Genomic DNA, 21,093 nt, shown 5'->3' with positions numbered 1-21,093 from the left:
CAGAGCTTTACGCCTTTTTGTTACGGCGGTTGGTGATGAGCATCGAGACCAGGACGAACAGTACGGCGACCAGGAACATGGCCGTACCGATGACGTTGATCTGAACGGGTGTTCCGCGCTGCGCCGAACCCCACACGAACATGGGGAAGGTGACGGTCGAGCCCGCGTTGAAGTTGGTGATGATGAAATCGTCGAAGGAGAGCGCGAAGGACAGCAGCGCGCCCGCGGCGATTCCGGGTGCCGCGATCGGCAGGGTGACCCGCAGGAAGGTCTGCGCCGGGCCGGCGTACAGGTCCCGGGCGGCCTCCTCCAGGCGCGGGTCCATCGACATCACGCGCGCCTTGACCGCGGTGACGACGAAGCTCAGGCAGAACATGATGTGCGCGATCAGGATCGTCATGAAGCCGAGCTGGGCGCCCATGTTGAGGAACAGGGTCAGCAGCGAGGCCGCCATGACGACCTCGGGCATCGCCATCGGCAGGAAGATCAGCGAGTTGACGGCGCCGCGGGCACGGAAGCGGTAGCGGACCAGCGCGAAGGCGATCATCGTGCCGAGGATCGAGGCACCGATCGTCGCCCAGACGGCGATCTGGAGGCTGATGGACAGCGAGCCGCACATGTCGGCGACGCCGCACGGGTCCTTCCAGGCGTCCGTGGAGAACTGCTGCCACTCGTAGTTGAAGCGCCCCTTCGGCTTGTTGAAGGAGAACACCGTCACGATGATGTTCGGCAGCAGCAGATAAGAGAGCGTCAGCAGTCCCGCGATGACGACGAGGTGGCGCTTGAGCCAGGTGACGAAGGGCATTTAGACCAGATCCTCCGTCCCGGAGCGGCGGATGTAGACCGTGACCATGAACAGGATCGCGGCCATGAGGATGAAGGACAGGGCGGCCGCCGTCGGATAGTCCAGAATCCGCAGGAACTGCGTCTGGATGACGTTGCCGATCATGCGGGTGTCGGTCGAGCCGAGGAGTTCGGCGTTGACGTAGTCACCGGCCGCCGGAATGAAGGTGAGCAGAGTGCCGGAGACCACGCCCGGCATGGACAGCGGGAAGGTCACCTTGCGGAAGGTGGTCCACGGCTTGGCGTACAGGTCGCCGGCCGCCTCGTGCAGCCGCCCGTCGATCCGCTCCAGCGAGGTGTAGAGCGGCAGGATCATGAACGGCAGGAAGTTGTACGTCAGACCGCACACCACCGCGAGTGGCGTGGCGAGGACGCGGTCGCCGGCCGTCCAGCCGAGGAAGTTGGTGAGGTCCAGGATGTGCAGCGAGTTCAGGGTGTGCACGACCGGGCCGTTGTCCGCGAGGATCGTCTTCCAGGCCAGCGTCCGGATCAGGAAGCTGGTGAAGAACGGCGCGATCACCAGGATCATGATCAGGTTGCGCCAGCGGCCCGCGCGGAAGGCGATCAGATACGCCAGCGGGTACCCGAGCAGCAGGCACAGGACGGTCGCCGCGGCCGCGTAGAACACGGACCGCAGGAACTGCGGCCAGTACTCGGCCAGGGCGTCCCAGTAGGTCGCGAAGTGCCAGGTGACCTTGTAGCCCTCCTCCAGGGAGCCCGTCTGCACGGACGTGGAGGCCTGGTAGATCATCGGCAGCGCGAAGAAGACGACCAGCCACAGGATGCCGGGCAGCAGCAGCCAGTACGGCGTGAACCGGCCGCGCTTGCGCGGGGGCTTCTTCTCCGGTGCGGTGGGGGCGAGAGGCGGCGGCGCCTCGGTGAGCGTCGACATGTCTACGCGGCCTCTTCCTCGACGGTCTCCACGCCTGCGTCGATGTCCTGGGCCGCGTCCAGGCCGAAGGTGTGGGCCGGGCTCCAGTGCAGGACGACCTCTGCACCGGGGACGAGCCGTCCGTCGCGCTCGACGTTCTGGGCGTAGACCGCGAACTCGTCGCAGACCGGGGTGTCGATCACGTACTGCGTGGAGACGCCGATGAAGCTGGCGTCGGCGATCTTGCCGGTGACGCGGTTGCGGCCCTCGGGTATGGAGCCGGCGTCGTCGGCGTGGGTGAGCGCGATCTTCTCGGGGCGGATGCCGACGAGCACCTTGCCGCCGGTCGTCGTCCGGGCGGAACAGCGTGCCTCGGGCAGCACCAGCTTGCCGCCGCCCGCCTTCAGCACGATGTCGGCGCCGCTCTTGGTGTCGACCTCGGCCTCGATGAGGTTGGAGGTGCCGAGGAAGTTCGCGACGAAGGTGGTCTGCGGGTTCTCGTACAGGTCGGTGGGCGAGCCGAGTTGCTCGACGCGGCCCGCGTTCATCACGGCGACCGTGTCGGCCATGGTCATGGCCTCCTCCTGGTCGTGCGTGACGTGGATGAAGGTGATGCCGACCTCGGTCTGGATGCGCTTGAGCTCCAGCTGCATCTGGCGGCGCAGCTTCAGGTCGAGGGCGCCGAGCGGCTCGTCGAGCAGCAGCACCTTCGGGTGGTTGATCAGCGCCCGGGCCACCGCGACACGTTGCTGCTGGCCACCGGAGAGCTGGTGCGGCTTCTTGCGCGCCTGCTCGCCGAGCTGGACCAGCTCCAGCATCTCCTCGACCTGCTTCTTCACGCTCTTTACGCCGCGGCGGCGCAGGCCGAAGGCGACGTTCTCGAAGATGTCGAGGTGCGGGAAGAGGGCGTAGGACTGGAAGACCGTGTTGACCGGCCGTTTGTACGGCGGCAGGTGGGTGACCTCCTGGTCGCCGAGGTACACGGTGCCGCTGGTCGGCTCCTCCAGGCCCGCGATCATGCGCAGGGTGGTCGTCTTGCCGCAGCCGGATGCGCCGAGCAGGGCGAAGAAGGAGCCCTGCGGCACGGTCAGGTCCAGCGGGTGTACGGCGGTGAAGGAGCCGTAGGTCTTGCCGATACCGGTGAGGCGGACGTCGCCGCTGCTGTCTGTCGTCGTCATCTTCGTCACGCCCCTGTGAGCTTCGCGAACTTCTCTTCGTAGGCCGTCTCTTCCTTCTGGCTCAGGGAGCGGAAGGCATGGGACTTCGCCTGCATGGCCTTGTCGGGAACGATCAGCGGGTTGTTCGCCGCATCCTTGTCGATCTTCGCAAGGTAGGGCTTCACGCCGTCGACCGGACTCACGTAGTTGATGTAGGCGGCGAGCGCGGCGGCCTGTTCCGGCTCGTAGTAGAAGTCGATCAGCCGCTCGGCGTTCGTCTTGTGACGCGCCTTGTTGGGGATCAACATGTTGTCCGACGAGGTCATGTAGCCGCTGTCGGGGATGATGAAGTCCACGTCCGGGCTGTCCGCCTTGAGCTGGACCACGTCGCCGGCCCAGGCGATGCAGGCCGCGAAGTCGCCCTTGGTCAGGTCGGACGTGTAGTCGTTGCCGGTGAAGCGGCGGATCTGGCCCTTGTCGACGGCCTTCTGCAGCCGGGCGATCACCGCGTCGTAGTCGTCGTCGGTGAAGTTCGCCGGGTCCTTGCCCATGTCGAGCAGGGTCATGCCGATGCTGTCACGCATCTCCGACAGGAAGCCGACGCGCCCCTTCAGCTTGGGGTTGTCGAGCAGGTCGGAGACCGACTTCACCTCGATGCCGTCGAGCGCCTTCTTGTTGTAGGCGATGACCGTCGAGATGCCCTGCCAGGGGTACGAGTACGCCCGCCCCGGGTCCCAGTCCGGGTTGCGGAACTGGGCCGACAGGTTGGTGTAGGCGTGGGGCAGGTTGGACGGGTCCAGTTTCTGGGCCCAGCCGAGGCGGATCAGCCGGGCGGCCAGCCAGTCGGTGAGGACGATGATGTCGCGGCCGGTGTCCTGGCCCCCGGCGAGCTGCGGCTTGATCTTGCCGAAGAACTCGTTGTTGTCGTTGATGTCCTCGGTGTACTTGACCGCGATGCCGGTCCGCTTGCGGAAGGTGTCGAGCGTCGGGTGGTGCTTGCCGCTGTCGTCGACGTCGATGTACTCGGTCCAGTTGGAGAAGTTCACGACCTTCTCCGCGGCCGAGTGGTCCTGTGCGGACGTGCCGCCCTGTGTCTTGCCCGCCGCGGGGATCCCGCAGGCGCTCAGCGCCCCGAGTCCGCCGACCGTGAGCGCGCCGCCCGCGGAGGCGCGCAGCAGCGACCGGCGGGTCATCGCCGCCCGGCCGTTACGCAGGCTGCGCCGCATGGCGGCCACTTGGGCCGGGGTCAGGCGTTCGGGCTCGTACTGCTCCATGCGCGTGGTGCCCTTTCGGGAGGGATCGGCCTGGTCACTGGCCTGGTCTTCTCTAGCGGTCCCCGAAGATGGTGCGGTGCCAGTCCTTCCTCGCCACCGCGGTGTTGTCGAACATTACGTGTTTGACCTGCGTGTACTCCTCGAATGAGTACGCCGACATGTCCTTGCCGAAGCCGGAGGCCTTGTAGCCGCCGTGCGGCATCTCACTGATGATCGGGATGTGGTCGTTGATCCACACGCAGCCCGCCTTGATGTCGCGGGTGGCGCGGTTGGCCCGGTAGACGTTGCCGCTCCAGGCGGAGGCGGCGAGGCCGTACGGGGTGTCGTTGGCCAGCCGAATGCCCTCATCATCACTGTCGAACGGCAGTACGACCAGTACGGGACCGAAGATCTCGGACTGGACGATCTCACTGTCCTGGGCCGCGTCGGCGACGAGGGTGGGCCGATAGTAGGCACCGTCCTTGAGGTCCCCCTGCGGGGCCTCGCCTCCGGTCACCACGCGCGCGTAGGCACGCGCCCAGTCCACGAAGCCGGCGACCCGGTCGCGCTGGACGTGCGAGATGAGCGGACCGAGGTCGGTGCCGGGAGCGAACGGATCCCCGAGCCGTACGGTCTCCATCAGCGCCGCCGTCTGCTCCACGAAGGCCTCGTACAGCGGTCGCTGCACGTACGCGCGCGTGGCGGCCGTGCAGTCCTGCCCGGTGTTGATGAGCGCGCCCGCGACCGCGCCGTGCACGGCGGCCTCGAGGTCGGCGTCGTCGAAGACCACGAAGGGGGCCTTGCCGCCCAGCTCCAGGTGGAGGCGCTTGACGGTGGCGGTGGCGACCTCGGCGACCCGCTTGCCCACGGCGGTGGATCCGGTGAAGGAGGTCATGGCCACACCGGGATGCCCGACGAGGTGCTCACCGGCCTCCCTGCCGGCCCCCGTGACGATGTTGATGACACCGTCCGGAATCCCGGCGTCGGTGGCGGCCTGGGCGAACATCAGCGAGGTCAGCGGGGTCAGCTCGGCGGGCTTGAGCACGATGGTGTTGCCCGCGGCGATCGCCGGAAGGATCTTCCAGGCGGCCATCTGGAGGGGGTAGTTCCAGGGCGCGATCGACCCGACGACACCGATGGGCTCGCGCCGGATGTACGACGTGTGGTCGCCCGAGTACTCACCGGCCGACTGCCCCTGCAGATGCCGGGCCGCGCCCGCGAAGAACGCGGTGTTGTCGATGGTCCCCGGTACGTCGAACTCGCGGGTCAGCTTGAGCGGCTTGCCGCACTGCAGGGACTCGGCGCGCGCGAAGTCCTCGGCACGCTCGGCGAGCACGGCGGCGAACCGGTGCAGGGCGTCGGAGCGCTCGCCCGGGGTGGTGGCGGCCCAGCCCGGGAACGCCTCGCACGCGGCGGCGACGGCGGCGTCGACGTCGTCGGTGCCGGCCAGCTCGTAGGTGTACACCTCTTCGCCGGTGGCCGGGTCGACCACGGCGTGGGTACGGCCCGAGGTGCCCTTCGTCAGGCGGCCCGCGATGAACTGCGCGCCGTCCGCAAAGCGGTCCTGTGCGGGGAATCGTTCCGGGGTGGCGGTGCCCGGGTTGTGCATGTCGCTCTCCTCCGCCGTTCGTCCCGTCCCGAGGGGGCGGGTGGCGTAGCTCCAGCTCGATTTGAGTGCCGATCCTGACAGAGCAACGGGACTCCAACAAGTGATTCCGTTGTTGCCTTTTGGTTACGCGACGGAATCTGTCGACCAGGTGTCGAGTCGGCGCGGAAAAGGGCGGACGGAGTGTCAGTGGTGCGTGCCACACTCGCGTGCATGGGAAAGATCGACGGGGTGGAAGCCCTGATCAGGGAAGTCGGGGCAGGGGCTCGGATCAAGTACCTCCACTTCTGGGGGCACCGTCCGCGACCGGACGGCAGGCTCGGGGCGAGCTGCCTCAGCCAGTGGTGGCCGTCACCTTTCGTGGTGGACGGTGTGGAATACGCGACGGCCGAGCACTGGATGATGGCCGGCAAGGCGCGCCTGTTCGCCGACGCGGAGGCGGAGCGCCGGGTGCTGGCCGCGGAGCATCCCGCCGAGGCCAAGAAGGCGGGACGCCTCGTCCGCGACTTCGACGAGGCGATATGGGAGCGCGAGCGCTTCCGGATCGTGGTCGAGGGCAGTGTCCACAAGTTCGGGTCGGACGACGATCTCCGCACGTTCCTCGTGAACACCGGCGACCGCGTTCTGGTGGAGGCGAGCCCCGTGGACCGGGTGTGGGGCATCGGCCTCGCAGCGGACGACGACGCGGCCTCGGACCCCGAGCGGTGGCGGGGGCCGAACTTGCTGGGCTTCGCGCTGATGGAGGCGCGGGAGCGGTTGACGGGGGTGTGACGGCGCGGGGCGTTGGCGGGGGGTGAGTGGGCCGGGGCGGGCTGACCGGTGGGCTCCAGTCCTGGCGGCACCGCCGCGAGCGGGGGCAGGGCTGGGCGGGGCCCGTCGCAGGGGCGCGGAGGCATGACAGTACGGGGCGTTGGCGGGGCGTTGGGGCGCTGGATCGGGCTGACCGGTATGCCCAGCCCTGGCCGGGCCACGGTCAGCAGGGCCGGGCCCGGGCCACTCTCCTCGGAGAGGCGCAGGCACAACCCTGCGGGCTTCGGCAGGGGGCAGTGGGCCGGGGCGGGCTGACCGGTGGGCTCCAGTCCTGGCGGCGCCGCCGTCAGCCGGGCAGGACCGGGCGCGGGCTACTCCCGTCGCAGGGGCCGAGGCGTGACCCTGGGGGCTTCGGCAGGGGGGCAGTGGCCGGGACAGGCTGGCCGGTAGGCCAAGGTCTGGCCGGGCGCGGGCCACCCCGTCGCCGGGGTGGGGGCGTGACCCTGGGGGGTCGGCGGGGGTGAGTGGGCTGGAGCAGGCGGACCGGTAGGCCGAGGCCTGGCCGGGCCGTCGGCAGCAGGGCCGGGTGTGGGGCGCTTGCGGCGGAGCGGCGGGGGCGGACGCCGGCTGGGTCAGCTCTTGTAGGCCGCGATGGCGAACGCGAAGAGGCCCAGTACCAGGACGATGCCGGCAGCACCGCAGATGATCCCGGCCAGGGCCACGCCCGGGTTCGTGGCCTCGCCCCGGCGGGCCTTGCCGCGGCCCAGGGCGCCGAGGACCACGGCCACGACACCCATCACCAGGGCCAGCGGCCATGCACAGAAGCCGACCGTCGCCAGGATGCCCAGCACCAGGGAGGCCGTACCCATGCCGTTGTTCGGCTGCGGCTGCAGGCCCGGCCAGCCGTAGCCGCCCGCCGCGGGGTAGGAGGGGACGCCGGGTCCGCCGTAGCCCATCTGCGGCTGCTGGGCCGGGTAGCCGTACGGCACCTGTCCGGGGCCGTCGGGGGATATGGGCGGCGGGGGTATGGGGGCCGTCTCCTGGGGCTGGGGCCCGTACGGGTTGCCGTGGGCGGCCGGAGGGGCGTAGGGGGTCGCCGGGGTTCCGGCCGAGGGGGCGGCAGCGGGCGGAGCGAACGGGTTCGCCGGGGGCGCGTACGGGTTGGCCGGGGCTCCGGTGGGCGGCGCGGAGATCGGAGGGGAGTACGGGTCGGCCGGCCTGGCCCACGCCGGGGGGACCACGTCGGCTGGGGCGTCCGGGGTGGGGACGGAGATGACCGTCTGCTGGTCGTGGATGGACGGGTGCGGCGGCGGGGCTGCCGACTCGCCGGAGAGGACCGTGTCACCGGCTCCCTGCCCGCTCACCGGAGGCGCCCACGGATTCGCGCTCGCGGGCTGCGCCGCTGCCGGCTGTACGTCGGTCGGCTCGGCATCGACCGCCCGCCCGGGCGCCCCCTGCTCCCCGCTCCCCTTGTTCAGGGAAACCCGAGGCGACTCAGCCCCGTCCCCGGTGCCGGGCTCCCGCGGTGTCGGCTGTGCCACCTCGTCGGACATCGCTCAGGCCCCCCTGTGATCGTCGTCCCATCATGCTACGGCGCGTGTCCGGCCGCCGCGGGCCGGGGCCTACGATGATCCGGAGTCAACGATCAGCCGATCACCCGCGCCCGGACCACGGACCTCGCTCCGCGGGCGCCGTTCCCGGGGAGGAACCCTTGACCGACCGCGATCTGCACGCCTTCATCGCCGGACTGCCCAAGGCCGAACTGCACGTCCACCACGTCGGCTCCGCCTCCCCCCGCATCGTCTCGGAACTGGCCGCCCGCCACCCCGACTCCAAGGTCCCCACCGACCCCGAGGCGCTGGTCGACTACTTCACGTTCACGGACTTCGCGCACTTCATCGACGTGTACCTGTCCGTCGTGGACCTGATCCGCACCCCGGAGGACGTCCGGCTGCTGACCTTCGAAGTGGCCCGCGACCTGGCCCGCCAGCAGGTGCGCTACGCCGAGCTGACCATCACCCCGTTCTCCTCCACCCGGCGCGGCATCGACGAGCTGGCCTTCATGGCCGCGATCGAGGACGCGCGCAAGGCGGCCGAGGCCGAGTTCGGCACCATGCTGCGCTGGTGCTTCGACATCCCCGGCGAGGCCGGCCTGCAGTCCGCCGAGGAGACCGCCCGCCTCGCCACCGACGACCGGATCCGCCCGGAGGGCCTGGTGTCGTTCGGGCTCGGCGGGCCCGAGATCGGCGTGCCCCGGCCGCAGTTCAAGCCGTACTTCGACCGGGCCATCGCCGCCGGCCTGCACTCCGTCCCGCACGCCGGGGAGACGACCGGCCCCGAAACGGTGTGGGACGCGCTGACCGAGCTGCGCGCCGAGCGGATCGGGCACGGCACCAGCTCCGCGCAGGACCCCAAGCTGCTCGCCCACCTCGCCGAGCGCCGCATCCCGCTGGAGGTCTGCCCGACCTCCAACATCGCCACCCGCGCCGTCCGCACCCTCGACGAGCACCCGCTCAAGGAGTTCACCCGGGCCGGTGTGCTGGTCACGATCAACTCCGACGACCCGCCGATGTTCGGCACCGACCTCAACAGCGAGTACGCGGTGGCCGCCCGCCTCCTCGACCTCGACGAGCGGGGCCTCGCCGACCTCGCCAAGAACGCCGTGGAGGCGTCCTTCCTGGACGCGGCGGGCAAGGACCGGATCACGGCGGAGATCGACATGTACACCACCACGTGGCTCGCCCCCTGATCCCTGCGCGATGACCACCGCGCCGTGGTCACAATGGGAGCCATGCAGACCGTGACCGCCGTGGCCCACCGCGGCGCCCCCTACCGCTTCCGCGAGAACACCCTCGACTCGCTGCGTTCCGCGCTCGGCCTGGGCGCGGACGCGGTCGAACTCGACGTACGGCTCACCCGCGACGGCGTCCCCGTGCTGCTGCACGACGAGACGCTGAAGCGGCTGTGGGAACACGACCGGCCGCTGCGCTCGCTGTCGGCGGACGAGGTGCGCGGGCTCACGGCGGGCGGGGTGCCGACGCTGGCGGAGGCGCTGGCCGCGACCGGTGACAGCCGGGTGATGGTGGACCTGTGCGGGCGGGTCGACCGCCGGACCGTGCAGCGGGTGATGGACGTGGTCCGGCAGAGCGGGGCCCGGGACCGCGTGTACTACTGCGCCCACGCGGAGGCCATGCTCGCCGTCCGCGCCGCCGACCCCGCCGCCGAGATCGCCCTGACCTGGACGACCCTGGCGCCGCCCCGGCCGGCGCTGCTGGACGTGGTGCGCCCGCGCTGGCTCAACTACCGCTTCTCCCTTGTCGACCGGGACCTGGCGGCCCGCGTCCACCGCGACGGACTCCTGCTGTCCGTCTGGACCCCGGACACCCGCCGCTCCATGCGCCGCCTCCTCGACCTGGGCGTCGACTCGATCACCACGAACCGCGTCGACGCCCTGCACGCCCTGCGCAACGGCGGCTACACGCGCGAACGCTGAGGGACCGTCGCCGGGTCGGTGGGGGTGGTGCGCGTGACGTACTGCGGGACGGGTGCCGAGTCCTTGCCGTCGTCGCGGACCAGGCCGTACCGGATGGCGCCCTGCGCGGGGCCGGCGGATAACACTTTTTGCGGCGCTCCAGGGGTGCCGGCGAATGTCAGCGGGTGTCAGTCATGCGCGCATGCGGGCTGCCCTCCGAGGGCCGACCCTGAAGGCCACCCTAAGCGCTGACCCTGACAACTCCCCCGGATTTCTTCTCGGTTGTCCGGGGGCCGATCAGGGTCGGCGCCCTCCTCGGTGACGATCCGGTGGGCGTCGCGGGGCCGGAGGATGATCACGAACGCCAAGAGACGATCTCCTCAAGGAGCACCCACATGCGTCTGCGCAGCCGCAGCACCGTCGTCGCCGCCTCCCTCGCCCTGGCCCTCGCCGCCGGCCCGCTGGTGGCTCCCGCCTTCGCCGCGCCCGCCACGGTGACCGCGCGAACGACGAAGACGGTCCCGGATCCCGGGGCCCTGCGGGCCGCGATCGCCGGGCTGCCCGATGCCGACGCGACCGCCGCGCTGGTGCGGGTCGGCGGCACCGACGGCAGCTGGCGGGGCAGCGCGGGCGTGCATGATCTGGCGAGCGGGCGGGCGGCGGACCCGAACGCCCGGTTCCGGGCCGGTTCCACGACGAAGGTCGTGACGGCGGCGACCGTGCTGAAGCTGGCGGCCGAGGGCAGGGTCGACCTGGACACTCCCATCCAGCACTACCTGCCCGGGCTGCTCACCCCGGCCTTCAAGCCCATCTCCGTCAGGCAGTTGCTGAACCACACCAGCGGCATCAAGGCGGGCGACGGCTGGGGCGACGACTTCGCGGACCAGTACGCCCACCGCTTCGACACGATCACCCCGGAACAGGTGGTGGCCTCGGCGGTGGCGAAGGGGCCGGAGTTCGACCCCGGTGACCAGCAGGACTACCTGAACATCAACTACACGATCCTCGGGCTGCTGATCGAGAAGGTGACGGGACACTCGTACGAGCATGAGGCGACCCGGCTGGTGCTGCGCCCGGCCGGCATGCGCCACACCTGCTTCCCCGGCACCGACCCCGTAATCCACGGCCCGCACAACCACGGTTACCAGCTGGTGAAGGACGCCGAGGGGACCACGCGCTTCGTGGACGTCAGCGACTGGAACCAGGCCGACCGCTGGGCGGCGGGCGACATGATCTCCACGACCGCCGACCTGGAGCGGCTGATCACGGCACTGTTCCAGGGCCGGATCGTGCCCGAGCCGCAACTGCAGGAGATGTTCACGGTGCCCTCGAACATCACCGGCGCCACCTACAGCGCCGGTCTCGAACGGTTCGAGTACAAGGGCACGGTGTACTGGTCCAAGTCCGGCGGCCGCTACGGCTACAGCACGGAAATCGCGGCCACCCAGAACCTGAGCCGTACCCTGGTCTACTCGGTCAACTCCACGGACGCCAAGGGCGAGTCGGCGAACCCGGTCGCCCAGCGGATCATCATGGCCACCCTCAAGCAGCAGCCGGAGCACTGAGCGCCTCCAGCCGCTTGATCTTCTGCCGTACGACATACAGCGGGACGACTCCGAACACCCCGAACGACATGTCGATCAGCGACCACCAGAAGGGGATTCCCCGGATCGGTCCGCAGATCAGGGCGAGCGGGACGATCCCCGCGCAGGCGATCATCCCGAACTCCACGACCCAGATGTTGCGGACCGGGTCGCGGTACGGCCCGTAGAAGGCGACCGCGATGACGAGGTGCGCGAACGCCAGCCAGTCCGTGCCGTACAGCACGAAGGGGTACTTGGCGTCGACGGTGTCGAGCCCGTCCCGCACCCGCGAGATCCACTCCATGAGCCCCGGCAACCGCTCGGGCACGGACAGCGCCCGCAACACGCTCTCCGTCCACCGGAGTTCGTGCACCAGCGGAAAGGCGGTGGCCCCGCTGAGCACAAGACACACGACGAAGGTGACCAACCAGACGCGAATACCCCTCAGCAGGGCGGCTCTGTCGCTCATGCCTGGAGCGTACGCCTACATTTGAACACGTTCAAAATCGCCCCCTGGTCGTAGTGCTCACCTGGTGGCCCAGCCCTGCATCACAAGGCGGCGCTCGGAAGATCTGGACCGCTCGGCACTGGTGGACCGGCCGTTCCCGTGGTGTGCTGGAAGTGGCGGGAAGGACCCCTTGGAGACGCGGGGAAGCGGCTGGCGGCCGTGCACCGCGCAATCGGGATCCGCGAGAAGTGGATGGAGCCCTTCCCGCCCTTGACGCCGTCACGCCGGTCACGGCGTCACACCGGGCCATGACGTCATACCGGCTCATCGAGTCGCTCGGGCACGGCGAACTGATCGCCGCGGCGTTCACCCCCTGCTCTCGCTGAAGCCGGTCAGGGCGCAGCGCACGTCGACCACGCCCGGCACCGATCGCGCGAGCAGGGTCGCGAGCGGTACGAGAACGGTGTCCTGGACCCGGCCGGTGAGCGTGACCACACCGTCGTGCACCTCGACCCGTACAGGTGCCGTCCGTGTGCCGAAGAGCCGGGTGACGACCTCGCGGGCGACGTCCTCGGCGATGTCCTCGTCGTCCCGGAGGAACACTTTCAGCAGGTCGGAGCGGCTGACGATGCCCTTGAGGGCGTCTTCGTCGTCGACGACCGGCAGCCGCTTGACCTTGTTGCGGGCCATGACGCGCGCGGCGTGGGCGAGGGTCGCGTCGGGCGGCACGGTGACGGCCGGAGCGGTCATCAGCTCCTGCGCCGTCACCCCGTCCGCCTTGCGCAGGTCGGCGGGGTGCTGCAGTTGTCCGTGCCGGCCCGGGTCGCCCTCGCTGTACTCCTCCTTCGGCAGCAGGTCGGCCTCGGAGACCACACCGACGACGCGTCCACCGCCGTCCAGCACCGGGAGGGCGCTCACGCGCCACTCCCGCATGGTCCGCACGATCTCCTTGAAGGCCGCTCCCGCGCGCAGGGCGACGACCGTGCGGGTCATCACGTCGTTCACGACGGTCGGAGTGCCGTACATGGCGTCCTCCAGGGGGCTCGGCTGCCGTCCCGCGGCACCTCAAGCGTGCGGCCACGGACCCGGCTGCCGCATGGGCCGAGTGGCCCCACCAGGGGCCCGATTCGGGCGACGACAGGCCGCCCGTCCACTGAGCCGGCAGCGGCACCCGCCACTCCAGCGCGGCGCACTCGGGGCTGGACACGGCGAGGTGTCCGCCCAGCTGCTCCGCCCGCTCGGCCATGTTGCGCAGCCCGCTGCGGCGGCCGCCGGGCGGGATGCCCACGCCGTTGTCCGCGACGCGCCACCCCGCTTCTCGGTCAGGTACAGATTGCAGGGCCTGCTCCAGGTCCAGCTCCTCGCGATCCCACCACCGGATCCGTCATCGGCCGGTGACTTCGGACGACTGCCACCAGAGGACCTCCGGTCCCTGGACGGGGACCGATCGGCACTGGTCTGGCGACGCCGCACGGGCGACAGTGGACACAGGAGCGGCACCGATCCCCCGCGGTGTCGCTCCACTCGCGCCGGTGCGACGCCGTTGCAGCCGTGGGCGGCTCTGCCGGGGACGTACCAGGTGGTCGAGGCGACGACGCGCGTACGGTCGCACACGCGTCGTCTTCCGTCGTACAGCCCCCACCTCGTCGTACCGTCCCCGCCTCCTCACACGCTGATCCGGCGTCCGGTGACGGTGAAGGGATCGATGCGCACCCACAGGTTGCGGGAGCCCCCCGCCCAGGGCCCGCTGTGGGCCCGTTCCGTGAGCCGGCGCTGCTCCTCCGGGTCCGTGACCGCGTGTGCGGGTCCGCGGACCAGGACGCTCCAGCCCTGGCTGAACGCGTCGTCGATGCGATCGACCTCGAAGGCCACCTGGCAGCCGATGGCCAGGGCCGGCGTGGCGCCGCGTTCGGTCCGGAAGACGATCGCACCGTCCACGACGCTGTAGTTGACGGGCACCATCACCGGACCGGAGGCCGTGGTGATCGCGAGCCGCCCCACCCCGTGCGTCGCCAGCAGGGCCCGGCACTCGCTGGTGCGCAGCCTGGTGAACTGCGGTGCGGGCCCGGCGTGTCCGATACCGGGTGGCAGGTCGACGGTGCCGCCGGTGAGTTCGGTGACGGTGGTCTCCAGTGCCTTGGCCAGGGTCATCAGCACGCCGGTGCCCGGCACGGCCCCGGGGTGCTCCTCCAGGTACCTGAGATAGCCGGCCGCCATCCCGGCACGCGCCGCCGTCTCCCGCCGTGTCAGGCCGAGTTGGATCCGCCGGGCGGCGAGCCTGCGGCCCAGGTCGCCCAGCGGCGCCTCCGTCGCCGTGTCCGCGTTCCCCTGCTCGTTCATGATCATGGCTTCTCCTCCTCGGGGCCGACGGAGTCAGCCGTGCGCGACCACGGCGACGGGAGCGTCGACGTGATGCAGGACGGCGTGGGTGACGTGGCCGATGTGGGCGCCGAGCCGGCTGGTGCGGATGCGCCGGCCGACGACGACCAGGGAGGCGTCACGGGAGGCGGCGGCCAGGACCGGCGCGGCATGGCCGGGCCGGCTCGCCTCGGTCACATGGACGTCCGGGAACTTCTGCAGCCAGGGGCGCACCACCCCGGCAAGGACGTCGGCCTCGCTCCGCCCGATCGATCCCCGCAGGTCGTAGCCGGCGGACATGGCGTACGGGTCGGAGGGCGGCGGATTCCAGCCGTGCACGATGCGCAGCCGGGCCTTGCGGCGCGCGGCGGCGTCGAAGGCGAACTCGAGCAGTGTCTCGTCGGGGTCCCTGGTGTCGAGGCCGAGGACGACGGGCCGGAAGGGCGCCGCGGCGGAGGGCACGCCCGTCGGGTCCATCCTGTGCTCGTCGGCGGCCTGCTCACCCGCCCTGACCAGCACCACGGGCCGTTCGGCCCGGGCGATGACGGACAGGCTGACCGAGCCGGTCATGAACCCGCCGAACCCGCCGAGGCCCCGTGAGCCGAGCACCAGCAGTTCGGCGGCCTCCGCCGCCTCGCACAGTGCGTCGGCCGGCATCCCGGTGCGCTGCTCCGCGGCCACCTCGAGACCGGGGTGGCACAGCCGGATGCCCTCGGCGGCCTCACGCGGAACCCGCTCGGTCCGGTACTGGTGGGTCTCCGCTCCAAGCAGCGGGGCCTGGCCGGCCAGCTCGGGCGCGGGCTCCGAGACATGGACGATCTTCAGAGGCAGGCTCCTCAGCATTGCTTCACGGGCCGCCCATTCCGCTGCGGCCCGGCTCTCGGGCGAGCCGTCGAGACCTACCATGACCGGCCGGGTCATGCTCTCCACCTCCTGGGGCGAAGAAAGAATCCACTGCCACCGTCTCCACCGTGCTCGTCCGGTGCCGGCGGGAGCAGGGGCCACTGGTCCCCGGCCTGGCCCGACCGGCCCAGAAGGAGCGGACAGGCTGGGGGGGCGGCCGCGAGCCTGGACCCGTATACCAGCCGGTAGCGCCCCCACGCCTCTCAGTGATGCTCCCACGCCTCTCAGTGACGCCCGTACGCCTCGCGTTGGCCCGTGCGCCGGTGGATCCTGAGGGCGGACGGCGGAGGTCGGCGCATGGCCAAAGGACGGGCCGGGCGGGTTCCGGGGCTGCGCGGTCCCGTGCCCGGACCCGGTGCACTCCTCGCGCGCCTGCGGAGCCGGCTCCGCGGCGACCTGCCGGCGGGCATGACGGTGGCCGCGTACCTCGTGCCGCAGTGCATGGCGTACGCGGGCGTGGCCGGTCTGCCACCGGTCACCGGGCTATGGGCGATCCTTCCGGCGCTCGGCCTCTACCCCCTGGTGGGCTCCTCGCGCCTGCTGTCGGTCGGCCCGGAGTCCACGACGGCCCTGATGACGGCCACGGTGGTGGGCCCCCTGGCCGCCGGTGACCAGGCCCGCTACGCCTCGCTGGCGGCCGCCCTCGCCGTCACGGTCGGGCTGCTGTGCCTGGCGGCCCGGGCGATCCGGCTGGGCTTCCTCGCGGACCTGCTCTCCCGTCCGGTCCTGGTCGGCTATCTCGCGGGCGTGGCCCTGATCATGGCGGTGGGCCAGTTGCCCAGGCTCACCGGCGTGCGGACGAGCGGCACGGAGTTCTTCCCCCAGCTGTGGTCCTTCTTCACTCGGCCGGCAGACGCCCACCTGGCGACCGTGGCTCTCTCCGCCGCCGTACTGGTGTTCCTCTTCGCCGTCGACCGCTTCTTCCCCGCGCTCCCCGGACCGCTGCTCGCCGTGGTCCTCGCCACGGTGGCCGTCGTGGTCTTCGACCTGGACGGCCGATACGGCGTGGCGGTGATCGGCACGGTGCCCTCCGGTCTCCCGGGCCTCGCGCTGCCGGATCTCTCCGAGGTGCCGGGGCTGGTGCTGCCCGCGCTCGGTGTGCTGCTGGTCGCCTACACCGACATGATCCTCACCGCGCGCGCGTTCGCGGACCGTACCGACCAGAACGCGCTCGACTCCGACCGGGAGTTCCTCGCTCTGGGCGCCACCAACCTCGGCGCCGGCGTGCTGCACGGCTTCCCCGTCAGCAGCAGCGCCAGCCGTACGGCGCTCGCGTCCTCCGCGGGCGCCCGCAGCCAGGTGTACTCGCTGATCGCGGGGGCGGCCGTGCTGGCCGTCCTGCTGTTCCTCAGCCCGCTGCTGTCCCGCATGCCCTCCGCCTCGCTCGGCGCACTCGTCGTCTACGCCGCCGCCCACATGATCGACGTCGCGGGCTTCCGCCGGATCGCCTCCTTCCGGCGCCGCGAGCTGCTCCTCGCCCTGTGCTGCCTGGCGGGCGTGCTCGCCCTGGGCCTCCTGTACGGGGTACTCGTGGCCGTCGGCCTGTCGATCGCCGAACTGCTGACCCGGGTGGCCCGCCCCCACGACGCGATCGAGGGCCTGGTCCCCGGGGTGGCCGGCATGCACGACGTCGACGACTACCCGGAGGCACGCACGGTCCCCGGTCTGCTCGTGTACCGCTACGACTCTCCCCTGTTCTTCGCCAACGCGGAGAACTTCCGGCGCCGGGCGCTGGAAGCCGTGGACGAACAGACCGAACCCGTCCGATGGTTCGTCCTCAACACCGAGGCCAACGTGGAGGTCGACATCACGGCCCTGGACGCCGTGGAGCAGCTGCGCCAGGAACTCACGGGCCGAGGCATCGTCTTCGCCCTCGCCCGGGTCAAACAGGACCTGCTGGACGACCTCGAGGCGTACGGCCTCGCGAAGTCCGTCGGCACCGACCACATCTTCCCGACACTGCCCACGGCGGTGGCCGCGTACCGGGCCTGGGCCCGCGACCACTGACCCACAGGTCACACGGTCACACGGGTCATGTCACCGCCGTCGGAGTGAGTAGGGCCGGTCGGCCCTGGTGCATACGGCGCCGACGGAAGATGATCGGCCTCAGGGGCAGACTTCAGGCTGTCCTGACCGGGGAACGAGGGGCCGCCATGACCGAGGCACACACCTTCACCGAGCAGCACCCGATCCGGGTGTTCCTGCTGGACGACCACGAGGTCGTACGACGCGGCCTGGCCGACCTGCTCGACGCCGAACCGGACATCACCGTGGTCGGCGACGCGGACACCGCCGAGCACGCCCTCACCCGCGGGCCCGCACTGCGCCCGCACGTCGCCGTGCTCGACGTCCGCCTGCCCGACGGCGACGGCATCTCGGTCTGCCGGGAGCTGCGCAGCCGGATGCCGGAACTGGCCTGCCTGATGCTGACCTCCTTCGACGACGAGGACGCCCTGCTCGACGCGATCATGGCCGGGGCCTCCGGGTACGTCCTGAAGCAGATCAAGGGCTCCGACCTGGTGTCGGCGGTCCGCACGGTCGCCTCGGGCCAGTCGTTGCTGGACCCCGCGACGACCGCCCGCCTCATGCGGTCCCTGCGAGCCGGCCCCGCCGAGACCCCCACACTGCCCCCCGAGCTGGCGAGCCTGTCCCCGCGCGAACGCGACATCCTCGCCCTGATCGGCGACGGCCTGACCAACCGCGAGATCGGCAACAAGCTGTACCTGTCCGAGAAGACCGTCAAGAACCACATCTCCCGCCTGCTGGCCAAGCTCGGCGTACAGCGCCGCGTCCAGGCAGCGGTTCTGGCCTCACACCTCGAGCCGCACGGTGACCAGGACTGACGGTCGGCAGTGCCGGAGTACAGCACAGGTCACGTGGGGGTGATGCGCCGTCATCCCTGAGAGTCAGCGGAGGCGGACCTACAACCCCACGATCTGGTTCCACCGCTTCGCGAACTCCACCCGCTCCTGGGAGGTGATGTCCCGGGCGATGGCCAGCCGCTTGCGCATGGTGCTGTCCGGGAAGATCAGGGGGTTGTCGGCCAGGGCGGCGGTGTCCTTGTCCTTGGACGCCGCCAGGACGTCCTTGGCCGCCGGGACCGGGCAGACGTAGTTGACCCAGGCGGCGAGCTTCGCGGCGACCTCGGGGTCGTAGTAGTAGTCGATCAGGCGCTCGGCGTTGGTCTTGTGGCGGGCCCGGTTGGGGATCATCAGGGAGTCCGACCACAGCTCGGCGCCCTCCTCGGGGACGAGGAAGCGGATGTCGGGGTTGTCCGCCTGGAGCTGGATGACGTCGCCCGAGTAGGCCTGGCAGGCGAGGACGTCGCCGCTGACCAGGTCCTTGGTGTAGTCGTTGCCGGTGAAGCGGCGGATCTGGCCCCGGTGGACCTCGCGCTCCACCTGGTCGCAGACCCGGTGGAAGTCGTCCGCGCTCCACTTGGTGATGTCCACGCCGTTGCCCTGCATCAGCAGCGCGAACGACTCGTCCAGGCCGGAGAGCAGGGTCACGCGGCCCTTGAGGTTGCTCGCCCAGAGGTCCGAGACGTGGCGTATCTCGCGGCCGAGCTTGCGGCGGTTGTACGCGATGCCGGTGATGCCGGACTGCCACGGCACCGTGAACCTGCGGCCCGGGTCGAAGGCCGGTGAGCGCAGGAGCGGGTCCAGGTACTTCGCCACGTTGGGCTGGTGGGCGCGGTCCATCCGCTGCACCCAGCCCAGGCGGACGAACCGCGCGCACATCCAGTCGCTGATGACGATCAGGTCCCGGCCGGTCGACTGGTGGTTCATCAGCGCGGGGCTGATCTTGCCGAAGAACTCGTCGTTGTCGTTGATCTCCTCGACGTAGTCGACGGAGATGCCGCTGCGCTTCCCGAAGGCCTCGAGGGTGGGCCGCTTGTTGGGGTTGTCGTCATCGGTGTCGATGTACAGCGGCCAGTTCGCCCAGGTCAGCTTCTTGTCGGTGGCGGACACGTCGGTCACGGCACGGTCGCCGGGCTTGACGTAGGCGGCGGGCACCCCGCAGCCGGCCAGGGCTCCGAGTGCGGCGGTGCCGCCGAGCGCGCGCAGCAGGGAACGGCGGGAGACGGGACGCGGAAGCGAGGTTGTCTGGGGCACCACGGCAGGATGCCGTGAGGCCCCTAGCACGGACAATCGACGCTGCGTCGATCCGACCGGGTGGGACCCGACACCTTGTCGATCAGCACCGTAAGAGCGACCGGCACTGTAGGAGCGACCGGCGCCGTAGGACAAAAGGGCGCGGCCCCGGACGGGGAGGTGAACCCGTCCGGGGCCGCGTGCCTGCCCTGGGGCTCTTACGAGTCCAGCGACGTCATCACGTGCTTGATCCGCGTGTAGTCCTCGAAGCCGTACGCCGACAGGTCCTTGCCGTAGCCGGACTTCTTGAAGCCGCCGTGGGGCATCTCGGCGACCAGCGGGATGTGGGTGTTGATCCACACGCAGCCGAAGTCGAGCTTCTTGGACATGCGCATCGCGCGGCCGTGGTCCTTGGTCCACACCGAGGAGGCGAGGGCGTACTCGACGCCGTTGGCCCACTCGACGGCCTGGTCCTCGTCGGTGAAGGACTGGACGGTGATGACCGGGCCGAAGACCTCGTTCTGGATGATCTCGTCGTCCTGCTTCAGACCGGAGACGACGGTCGGGGCGTAGAAGTATCCCTTGTCGCCGACCTGGTGGCCGCCCGCCTCGACCTTGGCGTGGGCGGGGAGGCGCTCGATGAAGCCGGAGACCTGCTTGAGCTGGTTGGGGTTGTTCAGCGGGCCGAAGAGGACGTCCTCGTCGTCCGGCTGGCCGGTCTTGGTCTCGGAGGCGGCCTTCGCCAGCGCGGCCACGAACTCGTCGTGGATGGCCTCCTGGACGAGGACGCGGGTCGCGGCCGTGCAGTCCTGGCCGGCGTTGAAGAAGCCGGCGACCGAGATGTCCTCGACGGCCTTGGCGATGTCGGTGTCCTCGAAGACGACGACCGGCGCCTTGCCGCCCAGCTCCAGGTGAACCCGCTTGAGGTCCTTGGAGGCGGACTCGGCGACGGACATGCCGGCGCGTACGGACCCGGTGATGGAGGCCATCGCCGGGGTGTTGTGCTCGACCATCATGCGGCCGGTGTCACGGTCGCCGCAGATGACGTTGAAGACGCCCTTGGGCAGGATCGAGCCCATGATCTCGGCGATCAGGACGGTCGAGGCGGGGGTGGTGTCCGAGGGCTTCAGGACGACCGTGTTGCCCGCGGCGATGGCCGGGGCGAACTTCCACACGGCCATCATCATCGGGTAGTTCCACGGCGCGACCTGCGCGCAGACGCCGACCGGCTCGCGGCGGATGATCGAGGTCATCCCGTCCATGTACTCGCCGGCCGAGCGGCCCTCGAGCAGCCGGGCCGCACCCGCGAAGAAGCGAATCTGGTCGACCATCGGCGGGATCTCCTCGGAGCGGGTCAGCCCGGTCGGCTTGCCCGTGTTCTCCACCTCGGCCTCGATCAGCTCCTCGGCGCGCTCCTCGAACGCGTCCGCGATCTTCAGGAGGGCCTTCTGCCGCTCGGCCGGGGTCGTGTCGCGCCAGGCCGGGAAGGCCGCGGCGGCTGCCGTCATGGCGGCGTCCACGTCCGCCTGCCCGGACAGTGGAGCGGTGGCGTACGCCTCGCCCGTCGCGGGGTTGACCACCTCGGTGGTCCGTCCGTCGGCGGCGTCCCGGAACTCACCGTCGATGTAGTTGCGCAGACGACGCAGCTCGGTGCTCACTGCCGGCCTCCTGGTCTGGTTCAAGCTGTCCAATCACTGAGACACCCACCCTAGTCGCCGGACCCACGTTTTCAACACCCCCGTCGCGGCCAGTACT

Annotated in this window: 19 protein-coding genes; 6 read left to right on the top strand and 13 right to left on the bottom strand. The window is 70.5% G+C overall.

What is annotated here, in order from left to right:
* Positions 1-7: 7 nt before the first annotated feature.
* Genes ACWC5O_RS26060 through ACWC5O_RS26040 form a run of 5 tightly spaced genes read right to left on the bottom strand, consistent with a single transcriptional unit; the run spans position 8 to position 5,733 of the window.
* Complete coding sequence (locus tag ACWC5O_RS26060) at positions 8-805, bottom strand: ABC transporter permease (RefSeq protein ID WP_450589456.1); 798 nt, start codon at positions 803-805, stop codon at positions 8-10.
* Positions 806-1,735 (bottom strand): ABC transporter permease, encoded by a 930-nt coding sequence (locus ACWC5O_RS26055; protein WP_390855870.1) that lies wholly within the window; start codon positions 1,733-1,735, stop codon positions 806-808.
* Between the two features lie 2 nt (positions 1,736-1,737).
* Complete coding sequence (locus tag ACWC5O_RS26050; RefSeq protein ID WP_450589454.1) at positions 1,738-2,892, bottom strand: ABC transporter ATP-binding protein; 1,155 nt, start codon at positions 2,890-2,892, stop codon at positions 1,738-1,740.
* Between the two features lie 5 nt (positions 2,893-2,897).
* Complete coding sequence (locus ACWC5O_RS26045; protein ID WP_450589452.1) at positions 2,898-4,145, bottom strand: ABC transporter substrate-binding protein; 1,248 nt, start codon at positions 4,143-4,145, stop codon at positions 2,898-2,900.
* A 52-nt stretch (positions 4,146-4,197) separates the two neighbouring features.
* Positions 4,198-5,733, bottom strand: coding sequence for a gamma-aminobutyraldehyde dehydrogenase (locus ACWC5O_RS26040; RefSeq protein WP_450589450.1), 1,536 nt, complete (start codon positions 5,731-5,733; stop codon positions 4,198-4,200).
* Positions 5,734-5,943: 210 nt separating this feature from the next.
* On the opposite strand from ACWC5O_RS26040, the gene ACWC5O_RS26035 reads away from it, so the two are divergent.
* Positions 5,944-6,501, top strand: a complete 558-nt coding sequence (locus ACWC5O_RS26035; protein WP_450589448.1) for an NADAR family protein — start codon at positions 5,944-5,946, stop codon at positions 6,499-6,501.
* Between the two features lie 611 nt (positions 6,502-7,112).
* Here ACWC5O_RS26035 and ACWC5O_RS26030 read toward each other — a convergent pair.
* Entirely contained in the window at positions 7,113-7,844 is a 732-nt protein-coding gene (locus ACWC5O_RS26030) for a DUF4190 domain-containing protein (protein WP_450589446.1), read from the bottom strand.
* 263 nt (positions 7,845-8,107) lie between these two features.
* Between ACWC5O_RS26030 and ACWC5O_RS26025 the strand changes: the two genes are divergently transcribed.
* Together ACWC5O_RS26025 and ACWC5O_RS26020 are read left to right on the top strand one after the other, a co-directional pair.
* On the top strand, positions 8,108-9,229 hold the full coding sequence (locus tag ACWC5O_RS26025) for an adenosine deaminase (RefSeq protein WP_450589444.1): 1,122 nt from the start codon (positions 8,108-8,110) through the stop codon (positions 9,227-9,229).
* 42 nt (positions 9,230-9,271) lie between these two features.
* Positions 9,272-9,973 (top strand): glycerophosphodiester phosphodiesterase, encoded by a 702-nt coding sequence (locus ACWC5O_RS26020; RefSeq protein ID WP_450589442.1) that lies wholly within the window; start codon positions 9,272-9,274, stop codon positions 9,971-9,973.
* Here the strand turns inward: ACWC5O_RS26020 and ACWC5O_RS26015 are convergent.
* Complete coding sequence (locus ACWC5O_RS26015; protein WP_450589550.1) at positions 9,955-10,098, bottom strand: hypothetical protein; 144 nt, start codon at positions 10,096-10,098, stop codon at positions 9,955-9,957. The two genes, ACWC5O_RS26020 and ACWC5O_RS26015, sit on opposite strands and share 19 nt — an antisense overlap.
* Before the next feature lie 249 nt (positions 10,099-10,347).
* Between ACWC5O_RS26015 and ACWC5O_RS26010 the strand changes: the two genes are divergently transcribed.
* On the top strand, positions 10,348-11,517 hold the full coding sequence (locus ACWC5O_RS26010; protein WP_450589440.1) for a serine hydrolase domain-containing protein: 1,170 nt from the start codon (positions 10,348-10,350) through the stop codon (positions 11,515-11,517).
* On the opposite strand, the gene ACWC5O_RS26005 is transcribed toward ACWC5O_RS26010, so the two are convergent.
* From ACWC5O_RS26005 to ACWC5O_RS25990, 4 genes are all read right to left on the bottom strand, one after another.
* Positions 11,495-12,004: a hypothetical protein gene (locus ACWC5O_RS26005; RefSeq protein ID WP_450589438.1), complete on the bottom strand. Its 510-nt coding sequence runs from the start codon at positions 12,002-12,004 to the stop codon at positions 11,495-11,497. The genes ACWC5O_RS26010 and ACWC5O_RS26005 overlap by 23 nt on opposite strands.
* A 345-nt stretch (positions 12,005-12,349) precedes the next feature.
* Positions 12,350-13,009, bottom strand: a complete 660-nt coding sequence (locus ACWC5O_RS26000; protein WP_450589437.1) for a CBS domain-containing protein — start codon at positions 13,007-13,009, stop codon at positions 12,350-12,352.
* Positions 13,010-13,648: 639 nt separating this feature from the next.
* Positions 13,649-14,323 (bottom strand): helix-turn-helix domain-containing protein, encoded by a 675-nt coding sequence (locus ACWC5O_RS25995; protein ID WP_450589435.1) that lies wholly within the window; start codon positions 14,321-14,323, stop codon positions 13,649-13,651.
* Between the two features lie 33 nt (positions 14,324-14,356).
* Positions 14,357-15,262 (bottom strand): universal stress protein, encoded by a 906-nt coding sequence (locus ACWC5O_RS25990; RefSeq protein WP_450589433.1) that lies wholly within the window; start codon positions 15,260-15,262, stop codon positions 14,357-14,359.
* A 279-nt stretch (positions 15,263-15,541) separates the two neighbouring features.
* On the opposite strand from ACWC5O_RS25990, the gene ACWC5O_RS25985 reads away from it, so the two are divergent.
* Both ACWC5O_RS25985 and ACWC5O_RS25980 read left to right on the top strand, forming a co-directional pair.
* Positions 15,542-17,251, top strand: a complete 1,710-nt coding sequence (locus tag ACWC5O_RS25985; RefSeq protein WP_450589431.1) for a SulP family inorganic anion transporter — start codon at positions 15,542-15,544, stop codon at positions 17,249-17,251.
* Between the two features lie 146 nt (positions 17,252-17,397).
* Positions 17,398-18,087 (top strand): response regulator, encoded by a 690-nt coding sequence (locus ACWC5O_RS25980; RefSeq protein ID WP_450589429.1) that lies wholly within the window; start codon positions 17,398-17,400, stop codon positions 18,085-18,087.
* A 78-nt stretch (positions 18,088-18,165) separates the two neighbouring features.
* On the opposite strand, the gene ACWC5O_RS25975 is transcribed toward ACWC5O_RS25980, so the two are convergent.
* Together ACWC5O_RS25975 and ACWC5O_RS25970 are read right to left on the bottom strand one after the other, a co-directional pair.
* Positions 18,166-19,359 (bottom strand): extracellular solute-binding protein, encoded by a 1,194-nt coding sequence (locus tag ACWC5O_RS25975; RefSeq protein WP_450589427.1) that lies wholly within the window; start codon positions 19,357-19,359, stop codon positions 18,166-18,168.
* A gap of 197 nt (positions 19,360-19,556) precedes the next feature.
* Positions 19,557-20,996 carry a gamma-aminobutyraldehyde dehydrogenase gene (locus tag ACWC5O_RS25970; protein ID WP_450589426.1) on the bottom strand — a complete coding sequence of 480 codons (1,440 nt, stop codon included), beginning with the start codon at positions 20,994-20,996 and terminating at the stop codon, positions 19,557-19,559.
* Positions 20,997-21,093: the final 97 nt, after the last annotated feature.

Source organism: Streptomyces sp. NPDC001450 (genome assembly GCF_053597295.1).
The sequence above is the reverse complement of the archived record's forward strand: the minus strand, read 5'-3'. Positions and strand labels throughout refer to the sequence as shown.

Coding starts and splice junctions, on each gene's coding strand:
- ACWC5O_RS26060 (WP_450589456.1), bottom strand. CDS start 805: ATGCCCTTCGTCACCTGGCTCAAGCGCCACCTCGTCGTCATCGCGGGA.
- ACWC5O_RS26055 (WP_390855870.1), bottom strand. CDS start 1,735: ATGTCGACGCTCACCGAGGCGCCGCCGCCTCTCGCCCCCACCGCACCG.
- ACWC5O_RS26050 (WP_450589454.1), bottom strand. CDS start 2,892: ATGACGACGACAGACAGCAGCGGCGACGTCCGCCTCACCGGTATCGGC.
- ACWC5O_RS26045 (WP_450589452.1), bottom strand. CDS start 4,145: ATGGAGCAGTACGAGCCCGAACGCCTGACCCCGGCCCAAGTGGCCGCC.
- ACWC5O_RS26040 (WP_450589450.1), bottom strand. CDS start 5,733: ATGCACAACCCGGGCACCGCCACCCCGGAACGATTCCCCGCACAGGAC.
- ACWC5O_RS26035 (WP_450589448.1), top strand. CDS start 5,944: ATGGGAAAGATCGACGGGGTGGAAGCCCTGATCAGGGAAGTCGGGGCA.
- ACWC5O_RS26025 (WP_450589444.1), top strand. CDS start 8,108: ATGATCCGGAGTCAACGATCAGCCGATCACCCGCGCCCGGACCACGGA.
- ACWC5O_RS26020 (WP_450589442.1), top strand. CDS start 9,272: ATGCAGACCGTGACCGCCGTGGCCCACCGCGGCGCCCCCTACCGCTTC.
- ACWC5O_RS26010 (WP_450589440.1), top strand. CDS start 10,348: ATGCGTCTGCGCAGCCGCAGCACCGTCGTCGCCGCCTCCCTCGCCCTG.
- ACWC5O_RS26005 (WP_450589438.1), bottom strand. CDS start 12,004: ATGAGCGACAGAGCCGCCCTGCTGAGGGGTATTCGCGTCTGGTTGGTC.
- ACWC5O_RS26000 (WP_450589437.1), bottom strand. CDS start 13,009: ATGTACGGCACTCCGACCGTCGTGAACGACGTGATGACCCGCACGGTC.
- ACWC5O_RS25995 (WP_450589435.1), bottom strand. CDS start 14,323: ATGAACGAGCAGGGGAACGCGGACACGGCGACGGAGGCGCCGCTGGGC.
- ACWC5O_RS25990 (WP_450589433.1), bottom strand. CDS start 15,262: ATGACCCGGCCGGTCATGGTAGGTCTCGACGGCTCGCCCGAGAGCCGG.
- ACWC5O_RS25985 (WP_450589431.1), top strand. CDS start 15,542: ATGGCCAAAGGACGGGCCGGGCGGGTTCCGGGGCTGCGCGGTCCCGTG.
- ACWC5O_RS25980 (WP_450589429.1), top strand. CDS start 17,398: ATGACCGAGGCACACACCTTCACCGAGCAGCACCCGATCCGGGTGTTC.